Origin of the sequence: Alcaligenes sp. HNGD-HTN06, from assembly GCF_049932565.1 — a bacterium.
In the GTDB taxonomy this organism is placed as follows: Bacteria; Pseudomonadota; Gammaproteobacteria; order Burkholderiales; family Burkholderiaceae_B; genus Alcaligenes; species Alcaligenes ammonioxydans.
Genome location: NZ_CP187782.1, coordinates 973,755 through 988,205 on the forward strand (window position 1 = coordinate 973,755; position 14,451 = coordinate 988,205).

Consider the following 14,451-nt stretch of genomic DNA (forward strand, 5'->3'; position numbering starts at 1 on the left):
CTTAGCAGCAGGTCAATGCTTGTAGTTTTAATTATCAGGCAACTAAGTCTTTGGAAATGGCTGGCCTGGCAGGATGTGCGCGATGCGCAGAGAAAAAAAATCTGCCGCTCACGCCCTCTGTTGCGATAATCAGGTGGTAGTAATGTGTCTTGCGTTTTTGTCTAAAGCGGTCTAGTGCGGGTGCAGATTTCTTGTGTCAAATAAAGGCCCTTATAGTGAGTTCCAAAAAGAATGACTGTTTTTGACAGCGCGCAGGAGAGGGAGAGGGAAACAAAAGGATAGCGTTCTATCCTGTTTAAGCAGGCGTGTCAGACGCCTGTACTTGCGCATCCGAATTTATAGAGAGTGTTCCGGTGTGGTGTGGAAGCACACATCGGGCCGGTGTGGTTGCTGAGTCGCGTCTGAAAAGAGGCAGACTCACCCAGCCGGGTACTGCACGTCGTCAGAGATCGTAGAAGTTAGTTAATTAACTGGAGATTGAAGATGCGACTGGGTGTACTAAGCCCCCGGGGGACCGGGGAAAAGAGGGTAGCGGCCACGCCCGATACCGTCAGGGCCTACCGCAAGGCGGGCCATGATGTGATTGTCGAGGCGGGTGCTGGACAGGGTATTGCCAGCTCGGATGCAGACTACGAGGCGGCAGGGGCTACGATAGGCGATCCCTATCAGGCCACCGTACTGCTGCTTGTAGGGCCAGCCGATGTGGATCTGGCCCGTCTACGTGCCGAACATGTGCTCGTCGGTATGCTGGACCCCTACGAGAGCCAGGGTCTGGATGGACTGGCTGCTTCTGGCTGCCAGGCATTTGCCCTGGAACTGATCCCGCGTACGACGCGGGCGCAAAGCATGGACGTTCTGTCCTCGCAGGCCAATATCGCAGGGTATGCCGCAGTGCTTAAAGCGGCCACTTTGTATCCCCGATTCTTTCCCATGATGATGACCGCGGCGGGTACCGTCAAAGCGGCCCGTGTCGTTGTGCTGGGCGCGGGGGTGGCCGGTTTGCAGGCGATTGCGACGGCCCGTCGTCTGGGGGCGGTGGTCGAGGCCTCTGACGTGCGTCCGGCTGCCCGTGAGCAGATTGAGTCGCTAGGTGGCAAGTTCATTGACGTACCTTACGAGACTGACGAAGAGCGGGAAGCGGCGCAAGGCGTAGGCGGCTATGCGCGTCCCATGCCTGCTTCCTGGTTGCAACGACAGGCGGCGGTGGTGGCGGCACGTTGCGCTCAGGCCGACGTCATCATCACCACGGCCTTGATTCCGGGGCGTCCCGCACCGCGCCTGATTGCCGAGGAGGTGGTGCAGTCCATGCGGGCGGGTTCGGTCATTGTTGACCTGGCTGCGGCACGCGGTGGCAACTGCGCCTTGACCGAAGCCGATCGGATTGTGGAAAAGCATGGCGTGACCCTGGTGGGCGAGACCAACTTTCCGGCTCGCGTTGCCGCGGATGCGTCTGCCTTGTATGCCCGCAATATTCAACAGTTTCTGGGCTTGATGCTCAAGGATCAGTCTGACGAGCTGCATATCCCTGCGGACGACGACATTGTGAATGCCAGCCGGGTGGTTCAGGGTGGTAAACGACTCTTTCCACAGCAGGGAGCCTGAGATCATGGATATTATTTCTCCCCTGGTCATTAATCTGATCATCTTTGTACTGGCCATTTACGTGGGTTACCACGTGGTCTGGACAGTGACGCCCGCTTTGCACACCCCCTTGATGGCGGTGACCAACGCCATCTCGGCCATCATCATTGTGGGCGGTATGCTGGCGGCAGCCCTAACCGAAAGCACCTGGGCACAGGTGATGGGCGTCATCGCCACCGCGCTGGCCTCGGTTAACGTGTTCGGTGGTTTTCTGGTAACCCGCCGCATGTTGGAAATGTTTAAAAAGAAGGGCGCTAAAAATACGCCCAAGGAAGGGCAATCATGATTTCCATGAATACCGTTACCTTGTGCTATTTACTGGCTTCAGTGTGTTTCATTCAGGCCCTGAAAGGCTTGTCGCATCCAGCCAGTTCGCGTCGTGGCAATCTGTTCGGCATGGTGGGGATGGCCTTGGCCATTGCCACCACCGCCGTGCTGATCTACAGCCTGGCTCCTGAAGGCAAAGAGCTTTCTGGCCTGCTGCGGGTTCTGATCGGTCTGGTCATTGGCGGCGTGCTCGGCACCATCATGGCACGCCGTGTCGAGATGACCAAAATGCCGGAGCTGGTGGCCTTCATGCACAGCATGATTGGTCTGGCTGCGGTCGCCATTGCGATTGCCGTGGTGCTGGAGCCGGTGGCCTTCGGGATTGGTTCGGCCGAGGTGGCGCTGCCCATGGGTAACCGTGTGGAGCTGGCCTTGGGCGCGCTGGTCGGTGCCATTACCTTCTCCGGTTCGGTGATTGCATTTGGCAAGCTGTCGGGCAAATACAAATTCCGACTGTTCCAAGGGGCACCCGTCACTTTTAAAGGTCAGCACATGCTGAACCTGCTGCTCGGGCTCCTGGCCCTGCTCTGCGGTGCGATCTTTGTGATTACCCAGGCATGGTGGGCCTTTGGCGTGCTGCTGGCCTTGTCCTTCCTGCTGGGCGTGATGTTGATCATCCCGATTGGCGGGGCGGACATGCCGGTGGTGGTCTCCATGCTGAACAGCTATTCGGGCTGGGCCGCAGCAGGGATTGGTTTCTCCCTGAACAACTCCATGCTGATCATTGCCGGTTCGCTGGTGGGTTCTTCCGGTGCAATTCTGTCCTACATCATGTGCAAGGCCATGAACCGTGCCTTCTTCAACGTGATACTGGGCGGTTTTGGTGCCAATCCGGAAGCGGCTGCCGGTGGCGCGGATCAGGGCAATCGTTCGGTGAAATCCGGCAGTGCAGAAGATGCCGCTTTCATGATGAGCAATGCCGAGTCCGTGGTGATTGTGCCCGGTTACGGTTTGGCCGTGGCCCGTGCTCAACACGCCTTGAAAGAGTTGTCGGACAAGCTGACCAGCCAGGGTGTGAATGTGCGCTACGCGATTCATCCGGTGGCCGGTCGTATGCCTGGCCATATGAACGTCTTGCTGGCTGAGGCCGAAATGCCTTATGAGCAAGTCTTTGAAATGGACGACATCAATAGCGAGTTTGCGCAGACCGATGTGGTGCTGGTGCTGGGGGCCAATGACGTGGTTAACCCGGCCGCCAAGAACGATCCGGCTTCGCCAATTGCGGGCATGCCGATTCTGGAAGCGTACAAGGCCCGGACCGTAATCGTGAACAAGCGGTCCATGGCCGCCGGTTATGCCGGTCTGGATAACGAGCTGTTCTATATGGACAAGACCATGATGGTGTTTGGCGATGCTAAAAAGACCATCGAAGATATGGTCAAGGCGCTGTAAGACCTTCGGGTTTTGGCGCTGGCAGTAAAAAGCGCTCTGGTTCCTTGCGGGCCAGAGCGCTTTCTTGTTGGGAAGAGCGAATTTAAAACTTGGGGCCGGAGCGCAATTGCTCGCACATTTGTTGGCGCTGCGCTTCGCTGATCGTGGCCATGTCCTTGCTGCCGCGTTCCAGACCTGCATTGAACGCTGCTTCAAAGTCGGCTTCGTTCAGGCCCATCTCTTTCATGGACTGCTGTTGCTTTTCCTTCATTTCTTTCAATTGCGCCTCGGAGTAGTCGCCGCAGACTTTTGCGGCGGCGTGCATGGCACCACCCATTTGGGCAAGCTGGGTCGAGGGAGGCGTGTTTTGCGCGAAGGCCAGGCCGCAGGCCAGAAGCAGGCCGGCGGGCAGTAAACGGAAAGTGCGTGAAGTCATGATGAGTCTCGTTGCCTTGCTGTAAAAAAGCCTGGGCTGACCCGCCCAGGCTTTTGAGTATAGCCAGTCTTAAACCAAGCGGTTTTTAGATCTGCGATAAGCTGTAGTCGGAAACCTTATTGTTTTGAAAATGAATGAACAGCGTGTAGGAATCCGCCGGTGCTGCACCCGTAAGGCTGCTGGCGGCCCCCAGTCCGAAGGCACCCATCGCAGAGGACAGCAAGTCAGCGTTTGCGGTGTTACGGGGAGAGTAGGTCCACATCGATGGTCCGTTTGGGCCTTCTTGAGTGGTATCGGGTTTGCCGTAGAGCTGGCGCACTTGCTCAGAGGTGGTGACGCCTGGTTTCAGGTGTGTTTTTAGGTAGGCGGCAGTGAACTTGTCTTCGCCTCCCGTTCCACCACCCTGTAGGGTCTGGCAGGCAGCAAGTGGAATGGACAGTAAAAGCGCAGCGAGCATGCGACGAGTCATGGGTTTCCTCTTTAGATTAATGAACAGATCTGCTTTGTTTGTTTTTCGGGTCTATTCAAAGATGGGAATAGCCCAAGATGTGCCAACGACAGGCTGCACCGGGATATCGGTTTCAGCAGGTACAAGCCGGACGGCTCAATTTTCTCTGTCGTATGTGACTGCGTGTTGTACGCAGCCCGTGGCATAAGCTCTTGGAATGGTATGTCCCCTCTTTTAATTCGTGTTGGCAATAATAGAGAGGTTTTACCCTAATTTTTTGAAATTAAAATAAAGTTTCAATTGTTACATCCCATTTGTGGCATTTGTGAAGTTCAGTTTATAACCGCTTGGGCAGGGACTTGAGGATGGGTGTTGTGCTTTTTTGCCTGACAAGGCTGATGGGTGGGAACAATTGACTAAGTCCGCTACATGCAAACCACAGGAAAAAAGCAGATAAAACGGGGACGTCAGGTGAGGTAAAAAAGCGGAAAGACAAACGAAAAAAGCCACTTCCGAAGAAGTGGCTTTTTTCTTTATATGGCGCGGCTGGCAAGATTCGAACTCACGACCCCTTGGTTCGTAGCCAAGTACTCTATCCAACTGAGCTACAGCCGCCAAAGAAATGAAACTATAGCAGACTATTTATCTGCATGGCAAGCCTGTAATACTCTTTTTTTAAAATAAATACGAAAATGGTTCGGCTTGACTGAGCAGCGGGCCAGAGGAAGAGGGGGAGTCCATTACGATTGGTGCCTGAGTTGGCCGCTTGTACTAGTTTTCCTGGAGTCGGATGAGTCCAAAACGTCCCGATGTCATGAAGGGAACTTGCTTCGGACAGGCAGAAAAGGGCATTGGAGTGTGAAGAATGGCAGGCAGGGCGCGAGTCCACTTTTCAGTCGAGCAGCTCGCAGCGGCAGAATGCATACGAGGCAAGCGTCAGGACCTGAGAGTAAGGAGCGTGCGCAGTGTGTCATTGATGACAGAAACAAAAAAGCCACAATGAAAATTCATTGTGGCTTTACTTGCCAAGACTGAAGTCTTGAAGACTGTTCTATATAGAACACTCTTGAATATGGCGCGGCTGGCAGGATTCGAACCCACGACCCCTTGGTTCGTAGCCAAGTACTCTATCCAACTGAGCTACAGCCGCTAAAGAAGTAGAACTATAGCACGGCTATTTTTACTTGTCACCACAATATCGAATTTTTTTCGATAAAGTTTCGATGAATAGTCGTTTTTCGGTTGGGCACGTGCTTGGCAAGGGCTGGTTTCAAGGCGATGAGATGGCTGGAGAGGCCAAACGGCTCGCAGTGGCTTCTCGTCGGATCGGCCTGGAGAGGCAACGCAGCTCAACAAAGAGCCAGTCAGCCCTGGGGGAGCTGCGTTAAGAAAGGTTTTGTTCGTGTATCGCGAGTAGTTCGCGCGTCAGGGGGCATTGAGCAGCCTCTTGGGGGAGCGTGCTTTAGCAGAAACAGTGAGCCGTCTATCAGGACTGGTGTGCTCGACTGAGGGCCCTAAGCCATCTCTGGGGGGTGACCCCGTCTACGCGGAACAAGAGCCAGCCACTCGGGGATGACTTGCCCCCAGGGAAACAAAGTCGCATTATTACGCCATTGTTTTGGAGCTGAATGTCATGGATCTGTCGAAAATTACCTGCACTGAAGATTTCCGCCTGGTGGCTAAACGCCGCGTGCCCAAGATGTTTTATGACTACGCCGACTCTGGCTCTTGGACGCAAGGGACGTATCAGGCTAATGAGCAGGATTTTCACAAGCTGAAATTCAGACAGCGTGTGGCAGTGGATATTGGTCATCGCAGTATAAGGACGACGCTGTTGGGGCAGGACGTGGCCATGCCCGTGGCTATTGCCCCCACAGGCCTGACGGGTATGCAGCATGCCGACGGCGAAATGCTGGCCGCTTTGGCTGCTCGGGACTTTGGTATTCCTTTCACACTGTCCACCATGAGTGTGTGCTCGCTCGAGGATGTGGCTCAGGCGACCCGTAGTCCGTTCTGGTTTCAGCTCTACGTCATGCGTGATCGCAGTTTTATTGAAAACCTGATTGCGCGTGCCAAAGCAGCTCATTGCTCGGCGCTGGTTCTGACTCTGGACTTGCAGGTGCTGGGGCAGCGTCACAAAGATATCAAAAACGGTTTGACGACACCTCCGCGCCTGACGGTGCCCAATCTGCTCAATCTGGCGACCAAACCATATTGGTGTCGCAACATGTTGCGCACCCATCGCCGCAGTTTTGGCAATATTGTCGGCCATGCCAAGGGCGTTTCGGATTTGCGTTCTTTGGCGACCTGGACCGCTGAGCAGTTTGACCCGAGCTTGAGCTGGAAAGATATCGAGTGGATCAAAAATGCCTGGGGCGGCAAACTGATTGTCAAAGGCATTATGGATGCGGAGGATGCTCGCCATGCAGTCGACAGCGGCGCCGATGCGCTGATCGTGTCCAATCACGGCGGTCGTCAGCTCGATGGTGCGCCTTCTTCCATTTCCTGCCTGCCGGCTATCAGCAAGGCGGTGGGTGACAAGATCGAGGTGCTGGTCGACGGAGGAGTTCGCAGTGGTCAGGATGTGTTGCGGGCACGGGCCCTGGGCGCCCAGGGAGCGATGATTGGCCGTGCTTTTCTCTACGCTTTGGGAGCGGCCGGTCAGCCCGGCGTGGCTCGCTTGCTCAAATTGATGGCCAATGAACTGGATGTGTCCATGGCTTTTTGCGGGCGCACCGACATTAATCAGGTTGACCGATCTATTTTGCTCAATCCTGATATTTTTGATCGCCCCGGTTACTGAAGACCAATATGCAAGGGGCCTGGCTGGGCAGGTAAATGGCCGCGTCCGTGGGGCCCGTTCAGATCCATGAGTGGGCCAGCGGGCACAATGCCTGTCGGGTTCAAATGGCGGTGACTGCTGTAGTAATGGGTTTTGATGTGATCCAGATTGACGGTATCGGCGATGCCGGGCATCTGGTACAGCTCCAGCATGTAGTTCCACAGATTCGGATAGTCGATCAAACGGCGCAGATTACATTTGAAGTGGCCGACATAGACCGGATCGAAGCGGATCAAGGTAGTGAACAGACGCCAGTCGGCCTCAGTGAGCCGTGTACCAGTCAGATAGCGCTGTTTGGCCAGTCGGGTTTCCAAGCCGTCCAGACTCTGGAACAGCGCATGCACGGCAGTGTTGTAGGCAGACTGTGAGCGGGCAAAGCCGGCTTTGTACACGCCGTTGTTTACCGCGTCGTAGACATGGCCATTGATCTGCTCGATTTGGGTACGCAAGTCGAGCGGAGCCATATCCAGACTGCGTGCCCCCAAGGTATCGAATGCGTTATTGAAAATACGCATGATATCGGAGGACTCATTGTTGATGATCGTGGCCCGATGCTTGTCCCACAGCACGGGAACCGTAATGCGGCCGGTAAAGTTCGGATCAGCCTTGGCGTAGAGCTGGTGCAGGAACTGGGCATCCATGACTGGATCGGCGATCACACCTTCAGCCGGCTCAAACGTCCAGCCTTGATCGTCCATGACAGGATTCACAACTGAGACGGAAATCAGTTTGTGCAGTCCTTTCAGTTCGCGCATGATCAAGGTGCGATGCGCCCAAGGGCAGGCCAGCGACACATACAGGTGATAGCGGTTGGCCTGAGCGGGCTGTGCCGCCTGCCCCTGGGGACCGGGGCCGCCATCGGCCGTAATCCAGTCCCGGAAGGTGGACTGGGCACGCTGAAATGTATCGGACTCAGTACGGCTGACTGGCTCTTTGCTGTGCCATTGCCCTTCAATCATCATGCCCATTCTTGTCCTCCGTTTTAGCCTTTCAGCTTCATGGCAATTTCAGCGATATGACGGCCCTGGAAGCGGGCACCGTCCAGCTCGTTCTGGCTTGGTTGGCGCGATCCGTCGCCACCGGCAATGGTGGAGGCTCCGTAGGGGCTGCCACCGGTTACCTCATCGAGCAGGGTTTGACCCGCAAAGCTGTAGGGCAGGCCCACCACAATCATCCCAAAGTGCATCAGGTTGTGAATAATGGACAGCAGCGTGAGCTCCTGCCCGCCGTGCTGGGTAGCAGTGGACGTAAAGGCGCCACCTACCTTGCCATTGAGGGCGCCGCGTGCCCACAGGCCACCGGCCTGGTCCAGAAAACTGGCCATTTGTGAACTGATACGCCCAAATCGGGTGCCGGTGCCCACAATAATGGCGTCATAGTTTTCCAGGTCGGCAATCGAGGCAACCGGAGCGGCCTGATCCAGCTTGAAATTCGCTTTCTGGGCCACCGCTTCCGGGACCAGTTCGGGGACACGTTTGATATCCACCGTCGCACCAGCGCTTTGCGCACCTTCAGCCACCGCTTGGGCCATTTTCTCAATGTGGCCGTAGGCGGAGTAATAGAGAACCAGGACTTTTGCCATTTGAATGTCTCCAGAAAAGCGATCAACAAGGAATCGGACGGGGCAGCGGCCCCTGGACAAGGCCGGGGGCGAGCATGCTATGACGATGATAGTCGGGCCTGCCCTGCTATGACAAACCGCCAGGCTATTTGTTTTGTGTCAGAGTCTGTCTTGTTGTCTGCTCGGCCGCGCTCAACCTGGCAACAGGGCGTAGGTGGTGGTGGCGTGGGCGGCCAGGCGGTCCTGTTCATCAAACAGCTTGATGTCGCCAAAGACCATGCTCTTGCCTCGTTTCAGAACCTGGGCATGGACCAGGACATCGCCTTGGGCAACCGGGCGCACAAAACTGGTGTTCAGTGAAACGGTGGTCATGGGACGGAATTCGCCCAGGCTTTGGCTGATGGCCAGCACCATCGCGGTATCGGCTGCCGCCATATAAACCTGACCGCACACCACCCCCGCGACATGGGTCAATTGTTCTGAAAAGGGCAGGCGCAGCACCACGCCGTCCTCCTGCACCTTTTCCACGCGCAGCTTCAAGGCTTGCACCCAGGGCGCGAACAGCGTGTTCAGCAGGTGTTGGCTTTGCTCGTGAGTCATGGGGCTTAGCCGCAGTAGACCGACAGAATGCGGTTTTGCTCATCGACCCGGATGTTCAGGCGAGTAGGGTCGTAGTCGGTGGTGTACATACGATCCGGAGCCAGAATGCGGGCTTGCGAGGCACCGGCCTGTTTGACAAGACGTTCAATCTGGCTTTGGCTGGCTGTTTGTCCGGCCGGGCTCAGGGAGTCGGCATCGCACAGCCCCCCCGAGGTGTTGCGCAACGACGAACTTGAACCGCTTTGGGCGCTATTGCCCGTGGCCGTGCAGGCGACCAGAAAAACGGCGGGAAGGACGCTAAGAAGTACGGAGAGTCGCATGAGAAATCCTTTAAAGCAGCTGGGAAGCATTCAGAGCTTGAAGGACTAATAATACCTGTTCTAGACGGGGCGTTTAAGGCCCTTTGTGCTGCGTTTTGCAGCGGTTTTACCCGGTTTGACCGAGACCTGCGGGTGCTGTGCGATGGCGTAGCGCAGCGGGGCCGTGGCCCAGTCGCCTGCATAGTCCACGCCGATGCGCGGGCCGATGTGGATCTGCTCGGGCGCCAGAGCGGGAGCGTCCAGCAGATGCAAGGTGGGGGAGCAGGCATCGGCACCGTTATAGGCCTTGTCGATATCCAGCCCTTTGCACAGCCGTCCCGGCCCGGACAGGGAAGGCCCTTCCAGGGGAGAGGCCCATTGGGCGGCTCGCAGCAGCACCGCCGTGCCGTCTCCTTCCACGCCACTGACGATATTCATGCAGTGATGCAGGCCGTAGATCAGATAAATGTAGGCATAGCCGGCCGGGCCGAACATCAGTCGGGTGCGATCGGTGATACCTCGCCGGCTGTGGGCGGCCTGGTCCTGGGGGCCGAGATAGGCCTCGGTTTCCACAATGGTGGCGCAGCGTTGGCCGCGTTCGTCATTCAGCACCAGTGTTTTGCCTAACAACTCCAGGGCGACGTAGCGTGGGTCGCGGGCGAAAAACGCCCGCGGCAGATACAGGGAAGGCTTAGCCATGGCCGGGAATAGACTCCAGCTTGTTCAACCAGAACTGCTGCTTTTCCTTGGGCAAAAAGGAGGCGCGCAGACTATTGGCCGCCAGCGTGCGCAAGTCCGCTTCCTGTAAGCCCAGGGCTTGGGCAGTCTGCATATAGTTATCCAGCAGGTAGCCCCCGAAATAGGCCGGGTCGTCCGAGTTCACGCATACATTCAAGCCGCGATCAAGCAAATGCTTCAGGTTGTGTTGGTCAAGACTATCAAACACCTTGAGCTTGATGTTGGACAGAGGGCAGACCGTCAAGGGAATGGCGTGATCGATCAGGTACTGCATCAAGGCCGGATCATCCTGGCTGCGCACACCATGGTCGATGCGTTCCACGTTCAGAAGCTGCAGCGCATCGCGCACATAGCTGGCCGGGCCTTCCTCGCCGGCATGAGCAACTAGACGAAAGCCCAGTTCACGGCCATGAGCATAGACTTTCTCGAATTTGGCGGGTGGGTTGCCTTTCTCTGAGGAGTCCAGACCAATGGCGACCCACAGATCTGCATACTGTTCGCGCAAGGGCAGGGCCGCTTTCAAGGTCTCAAAGGCGTCCGCCTCGCTGAGGTGACGCAGAAAGTTCAGGATCAGATAGCTGCTGATACCCAGTTCGGATCTGGCTTGGCGTGCCGCCCGCGCAATGCCTGCGAATACGGTTTCCATGGCAACGCCGCGGGCCGTATGTGTCTGCGGGTCAAACATGATTTCGGTGTGGACAATGCCATCGGCCTGGGCGCGTAAAAAGTAGGCCCAGCTCATGTCAAAGAAGTCCTGTTCGTGAATCAGGACACCGGCCCCGGCATAGTACAGATCCAGAAAGGACTGCAGATCAGTGAACTGATAGGCAGCCTGCAGGCTGGCCTGGTCGGGGTAGGGCAAGGTGATCTGGTTGCGCTGGGCCAGCTTGAAGATCAAGTCTGGTTCCAGGGTGCCTTCAATATGAAGGTGCAGTTCGGCCTTGGGAAGTTGGCGGGTAAACTCGCGTAAGGACAAAGCGGGATCGGACACGGGGCGCTCCTGTTAGGCAGACTATGCGCCCCATTATACGAAGGCCAGTGTCCCGGGTCAGGCACCCTGGCCGCGCACGGCGGCAAAAGCCAGACAAAGCCAGGCCAGAATCATCGCAACCCCGCCTATCGGGGTAATGGCCCCCAGCCACTTCACACCGCTCAGCACCAGAATGTACAGGCTTCCACTGAAGATCAGGACGCCGACCAGCATCAGGACGGCGCTGCGAGATTGCCAGGCGGGATGAAGCCGGTTACCCAAGGCGGCGATCAGCAACAGGCCCAGTCCATGCAGCAATTGATACAGGACAGCCGTTTGCCAGGTCGCCAGGGCGGAGGCGTCCACCATGGCGCGCAGGGCGTGGGCACCAAAGGCGCCCAGACCGACGCCTACCGCCATTATCAAGGCCCCCAGGCATAGAATGGTTCGTGATTTCATATTGATCCTTGCTAGTGGCCACCGTCGCGGCGCGCAGGCAGGCCAGTGCTATTATCGAACAAAAAAATTGGCTTTGTCTGCAAGGAGGCAGCATGCAAGAAATAGCTCCGGTCACGCCTGATGTACAGGATATGGTGGTGGCCGCGTATCGCTATCAGTCTGGCCAGCCTGCCATGGCTTTGGATATTCATCATCTGCCTGCCCACGATCCCCTGAAGGATGGCTTTATCTGGATTGGCTTGAAAGATCCCAGCGAGGCGATTTTGCGCGAACTGGGGGTTCAACTGGGCCTGCCGGACAATGCGGTCGAGGAACTGATCGCTCCCCATCGCCGTCCCAAGCTGCTGGAGTTTAGCAATTGTCTGATTGTGGTGGCGGTCACCTTGGGTCTGAAAGATTTGCGTCCCTTGCTGGGCACGACGCAGATTCTGATCGCCCACGGCTTGTTGCTGACGGTGCGGCGAGGTTCCAACAGCAGTTATCTGCAGTTGCGTGCCCGCCTGGAGAGTACCCCTGCCTTGCTGGCACGGGGCAGTGATTTTGTCGCCTCAGAACTGCTGGATCTGATTGTGGATCAGTACCAGACTTCCCTGGAGCAGACTGAGAAGGCGGTCGAGGCGATCGAGCAGCAATTTCTGATTCGCGGCTTCAAGGAAAATGATGTGCGGCGGATTTATCGTTTGCGGCGTGATCTGCTGCGAGTCCATACGGCGGTGTCGCCCCTGGCCGAACTGACGCGCCGCTTGTCACGCATTGAACTTGAGTATGTCGATGCGGAAAGCCGGGCTTATTTTGGCGAGGTGTCGGACCGTATTGCCCGTACGGCCGAGTTCATCAATAGCCAGCGACAAGCGCTGGCTTTTGCCTTTGAAGGCGGTTTGATGATCGGACAGATGCAGCAAACCGACACCACCCGAAAGCTGGCGGCCTGGGCGGCCATTCTGGCTGTACCGACTGCAGTTGCGGGGATTTACGGCATGAACTTCAAGCTCATGCCGGAACTGGAGTGGACACTGGGTTATCCCTATGCCTTGGGTTTGATGGGCAGTGTCTGCGGATTCTTGTACTGGAAATTCAAGAAGGCCAAATGGCTCTAGTCTGAATCGGGGAGCGAGAGGCCGGTATCAAGGAGGCGTGATGGGTCTGGAGCAGCAGTTACAGAATCAAGTGCCGGATTTGATGGATGATGATCTGTTTGGCGAAGATCCGGCCCTACAGTATTGGCAAGCGATGCTGGCGTCTGAGGACGCCCGGCAGGCGCTGGCGGAATATGGGCGCACGCTCGGTTGCGCCCATTGGCGCGAGCAGGGTGCCCTGGCCAACCGTCAGCCACCGCAATGGCGTGGCTGGTCCGCCCAGGGCCAGCGCGTGGACCAGGTGGACTTTCATCCTGCCTGGCATCATCTGATGCAACTGGGTATGGAGCAGGGACTGCACATCTGGCCGTCTGAGGCTCGGGCCGGACAGCATCTGCAGCGTGCGATGGGCTTTTACATGCAGGGTCAGATCGAGGCGGGTACCTTGTGTCCTTTGACCATGACGCGGGCGGCCGCCCCTTTGTTGCAGACTGAACCGTTTCAGGACTGGGCCGCCAGGTTGCGCCTTAATCATTATGATCCCTCGGCGCAATGGTTCATGCAAAAAAGCAGTGTGCTTGTGGGCATGGGGATGACGGAAATGCAGGGCGGCTCTGATCTGCGCACCTGCATCACCGAGGCGCACCCCGACTCCCAGGCATTTCGTCTGTACGGGCACAAATGGTTTTTTTCCGTGCCACAGGCGGACGGACATCTGGTGCTGGCTCGTGAGCACGAGCAGTTTTCCTGCTTCCTGATGCCGCGCTATACCGAATATGGGCTGAACCGGCGCTATATACGCCGGCTCAAGGACAAGCTGGGCAATCGTTCCAACGCCAGTGCGGAGATTGATCTTGACGGCGCGCTGGCCTGGCGGGTGGGTCAGGCAGGTCGAGGCATTGCCTTGCTGGCGGCAATGGCGGCCCGTACCCGTATTGATTGCGTGTTGGGCAGCGCCGCCCTGATGCGGCAGGCCTTGGTGCAGTCTTTGCATTATTGTCAGCATCGACGCTCTTTTGGCAAAGCATTAATCGATCAGCCCCTGATGCAGGCCGTTTTGCTGGATATGAGTCTGGAAAGCGAAGCTGCCACTCATCTGGCCTTGTTTCTGGTGGACTTGCAGGAGCGGATCGATGACCCAGTGTCGCAGGCGGTACTGCGTGTCCTGGCTCCAGCGGCCAAGTTCTGGGTGTGCCGTCGGGCCATCGCTCTGTGTGCCGAAGCCATGGAAACCTGGGGGGGCAACGGCTATATCGAGGAAGGACCGATGCCGCGCCTGCTACGGGAAGCCCCTGTCAATTCGATTTGGGAAGGCTCTGGTAATGTGATGTGCCTGGACGTGCAGCGCGCCTTGATTCAGGAGGGCGTAGGGGAGGCCTTGCAGGCCGATTTGCATGTCCGTACGGGGGATGATGCGGAACTGAGGCAGGCGGCCCAGGATTTATTGAATACGGTTTCTCAGGCTGGGGGCCGTGTCTGGGTGCAGAAGTTGGCTGTTTTGTATCAGGCCTGCCTGATGCGGCAGGTGGCCCCCGATGCTGTGGCGGATCTGTTTGTGGCTCATCGAGTACAACAGGACCCTGCAACCGTGTTCGGCCTGGAGGGCGTCGAGCAGGCCTCCTGGTATTTGCAGCGTGCCTGGCCTCGTCGGTAGGGAGCCCGATGCAGGCGGGCCGCCTAGGG

Annotated in this window: 15 protein-coding genes and 2 tRNA genes; 6 read left to right on the forward strand and 11 right to left on the reverse strand. The window is 57.1% G+C overall.

The genetic code is table 11. The annotated features are described in order from the left end of the window. The first annotated feature begins 483 nt into the window (after positions 1-483). The 3 genes from ACOZ42_RS04485 to ACOZ42_RS04495 are packed head-to-tail and all read left to right on the forward strand — an operon-like array spanning position 484 to position 3,360. The gene (locus tag ACOZ42_RS04485; RefSeq protein WP_003802615.1) at positions 484-1,602 is read left to right on the forward strand and encodes an NAD(P) transhydrogenase subunit alpha; all 1,119 of its coding nucleotides are present in this window, start codon (positions 484-486) and stop codon (positions 1,600-1,602) included. A 4-nt stretch (positions 1,603-1,606) separates the two neighbouring features. Next, positions 1,607-1,927 carry an NAD(P) transhydrogenase subunit alpha gene (locus ACOZ42_RS04490; RefSeq protein WP_426345591.1) on the forward strand — a complete coding sequence of 107 codons (321 nt, stop codon included), beginning with the start codon at positions 1,607-1,609 and terminating at the stop codon, positions 1,925-1,927. Then, positions 1,924-3,360 (forward strand): NAD(P)(+) transhydrogenase (Re/Si-specific) subunit beta, encoded by a 1,437-nt coding sequence (locus ACOZ42_RS04495; RefSeq protein ID WP_426345592.1) that lies wholly within the window; start codon positions 1,924-1,926, stop codon positions 3,358-3,360. The genes ACOZ42_RS04490 and ACOZ42_RS04495 overlap by 4 nt, the downstream gene beginning before the upstream one ends. Before the next feature lie 82 nt (positions 3,361-3,442). Here ACOZ42_RS04495 and ACOZ42_RS04500 read toward each other — a convergent pair whose 3' ends face one another. The 4 genes from ACOZ42_RS04500 to ACOZ42_RS04515 form a co-directional block, all read right to left on the reverse strand. Continuing rightward, positions 3,443-3,775: a hypothetical protein gene (locus ACOZ42_RS04500; protein ID WP_003802608.1), complete on the reverse strand. Its 333-nt coding sequence runs from the start codon at positions 3,773-3,775 to the stop codon at positions 3,443-3,445. 85 nt (positions 3,776-3,860) lie between these two features. Next, positions 3,861-4,244, reverse strand: coding sequence for a hypothetical protein (locus ACOZ42_RS04505; protein WP_003802606.1), 384 nt, complete (start codon positions 4,242-4,244; stop codon positions 3,861-3,863). A gap of 517 nt (positions 4,245-4,761) precedes the next feature. Continuing rightward, positions 4,762-4,838: transfer RNA gene (locus tag ACOZ42_RS04510), tRNA-Arg, on the reverse strand. A 458-nt stretch (positions 4,839-5,296) separates the two neighbouring features. Continuing rightward, positions 5,297-5,373 (reverse strand) — tRNA-Arg (locus ACOZ42_RS04515). 483 nt (positions 5,374-5,856) lie between these two features. Between ACOZ42_RS04515 and ACOZ42_RS04520 the strand changes: the two genes are divergently transcribed. Next, positions 5,857-7,026, forward strand: a complete 1,170-nt coding sequence (locus tag ACOZ42_RS04520) for an alpha-hydroxy acid oxidase (RefSeq protein WP_426345593.1) — start codon at positions 5,857-5,859, stop codon at positions 7,024-7,026. Here ACOZ42_RS04520 and ACOZ42_RS04525 read toward each other — a convergent pair. The 7 genes from ACOZ42_RS04525 to ACOZ42_RS04555 all read right to left on the reverse strand — a co-directional run bounded on the left by ACOZ42_RS04525 (position 7,020) and on the right by ACOZ42_RS04555 (position 11,692). After that, entirely contained in the window at positions 7,020-8,033 is a 1,014-nt protein-coding gene (locus tag ACOZ42_RS04525) for a glutathione S-transferase family protein (protein WP_003802602.1), read from the reverse strand. The two genes, ACOZ42_RS04520 and ACOZ42_RS04525, sit on opposite strands and share 7 nt — an antisense overlap. A 14-nt stretch (positions 8,034-8,047) precedes the next feature. After that, positions 8,048-8,647, reverse strand: coding sequence for an NAD(P)H:quinone oxidoreductase (gene wrbA, locus ACOZ42_RS04530; protein ID WP_003802600.1), 600 nt, complete (start codon positions 8,645-8,647; stop codon positions 8,048-8,050). Between the two features lie 171 nt (positions 8,648-8,818). Continuing rightward, positions 8,819-9,226 (reverse strand): PaaI family thioesterase, encoded by a 408-nt coding sequence (locus tag ACOZ42_RS04535; RefSeq protein ID WP_003802598.1) that lies wholly within the window; start codon positions 9,224-9,226, stop codon positions 8,819-8,821. 5 nt (positions 9,227-9,231) lie between these two features. Beyond that, entirely contained in the window at positions 9,232-9,546 is a 315-nt protein-coding gene (locus tag ACOZ42_RS04540; protein WP_003802596.1) for an I78 family peptidase inhibitor, read from the reverse strand. 60 nt (positions 9,547-9,606) lie between these two features. Continuing rightward, positions 9,607-10,224, reverse strand: coding sequence for a DNA-3-methyladenine glycosylase (locus ACOZ42_RS04545; RefSeq protein ID WP_003802594.1), 618 nt, complete (start codon positions 10,222-10,224; stop codon positions 9,607-9,609). After that, complete coding sequence (locus ACOZ42_RS04550; RefSeq protein ID WP_426345594.1) at positions 10,217-11,254, reverse strand: adenosine deaminase; 1,038 nt, start codon at positions 11,252-11,254, stop codon at positions 10,217-10,219. The genes ACOZ42_RS04545 and ACOZ42_RS04550 overlap by 8 nt, the downstream gene beginning before the upstream one ends. A 57-nt stretch (positions 11,255-11,311) precedes the next feature. Beyond that, positions 11,312-11,692 (reverse strand): DUF423 domain-containing protein, encoded by a 381-nt coding sequence (locus tag ACOZ42_RS04555; protein WP_059318762.1) that lies wholly within the window; start codon positions 11,690-11,692, stop codon positions 11,312-11,314. Between the two features lie 92 nt (positions 11,693-11,784). Here ACOZ42_RS04555 and ACOZ42_RS04560 point away from each other — a divergent pair, with 92 nt between their 5' ends. Further along, the gene (locus ACOZ42_RS04560) at positions 11,785-12,789 is read left to right on the forward strand and encodes a magnesium and cobalt transport protein CorA (RefSeq protein ID WP_059318763.1); all 1,005 of its coding nucleotides are present in this window, start codon (positions 11,785-11,787) and stop codon (positions 12,787-12,789) included. Between the two features lie 40 nt (positions 12,790-12,829). Further along, on the forward strand, positions 12,830-14,422 hold the full coding sequence (locus tag ACOZ42_RS04565; protein WP_426345595.1) for an acyl-CoA dehydrogenase family protein: 1,593 nt from the start codon (positions 12,830-12,832) through the stop codon (positions 14,420-14,422). The last annotated feature ends 29 nt before the right edge of the window (positions 14,423-14,451 follow it).

Excerpts from the sequence above, each read along its gene's own strand:
- ACOZ42_RS04485 (WP_003802615.1), top strand. The coding sequence starts at position 484 with ATGCGACTGGGTGTACTAAGCCCCCGGGGGACCGGGGAAAAGAGGGTA.
- ACOZ42_RS04490 (WP_426345591.1), top strand. The coding sequence starts at position 1,607 with ATGGATATTATTTCTCCCCTGGTCATTAATCTGATCATCTTTGTACTG.
- ACOZ42_RS04495 (WP_426345592.1), top strand. The coding sequence starts at position 1,924 with ATGATTTCCATGAATACCGTTACCTTGTGCTATTTACTGGCTTCAGTG.
- ACOZ42_RS04500 (WP_003802608.1), bottom strand. The coding sequence starts at position 3,775 with ATGACTTCACGCACTTTCCGTTTACTGCCCGCCGGCCTGCTTCTGGCC.
- ACOZ42_RS04505 (WP_003802606.1), bottom strand. The coding sequence starts at position 4,244 with ATGACTCGTCGCATGCTCGCTGCGCTTTTACTGTCCATTCCACTTGCT.
- ACOZ42_RS04520 (WP_426345593.1), top strand. The coding sequence starts at position 5,857 with ATGGATCTGTCGAAAATTACCTGCACTGAAGATTTCCGCCTGGTGGCT.
- ACOZ42_RS04525 (WP_003802602.1), bottom strand. The coding sequence starts at position 8,033 with ATGGGCATGATGATTGAAGGGCAATGGCACAGCAAAGAGCCAGTCAGC.
- wrbA (WP_003802600.1), bottom strand. The coding sequence starts at position 8,647 with ATGGCAAAAGTCCTGGTTCTCTATTACTCCGCCTACGGCCACATTGAG.
- ACOZ42_RS04535 (WP_003802598.1), bottom strand. The coding sequence starts at position 9,226 with ATGACTCACGAGCAAAGCCAACACCTGCTGAACACGCTGTTCGCGCCC.
- ACOZ42_RS04540 (WP_003802596.1), bottom strand. The coding sequence starts at position 9,546 with ATGCGACTCTCCGTACTTCTTAGCGTCCTTCCCGCCGTTTTTCTGGTC.
- ACOZ42_RS04545 (WP_003802594.1), bottom strand. The coding sequence starts at position 10,224 with ATGGCTAAGCCTTCCCTGTATCTGCCGCGGGCGTTTTTCGCCCGCGAC.
- ACOZ42_RS04555 (WP_059318762.1), bottom strand. The coding sequence starts at position 11,692 with ATGAAATCACGAACCATTCTATGCCTGGGGGCCTTGATAATGGCGGTA.
- ACOZ42_RS04560 (WP_059318763.1), top strand. The coding sequence starts at position 11,785 with ATGCAAGAAATAGCTCCGGTCACGCCTGATGTACAGGATATGGTGGTG.
- ACOZ42_RS04565 (WP_426345595.1), top strand. The coding sequence starts at position 12,830 with ATGGGTCTGGAGCAGCAGTTACAGAATCAAGTGCCGGATTTGATGGAT.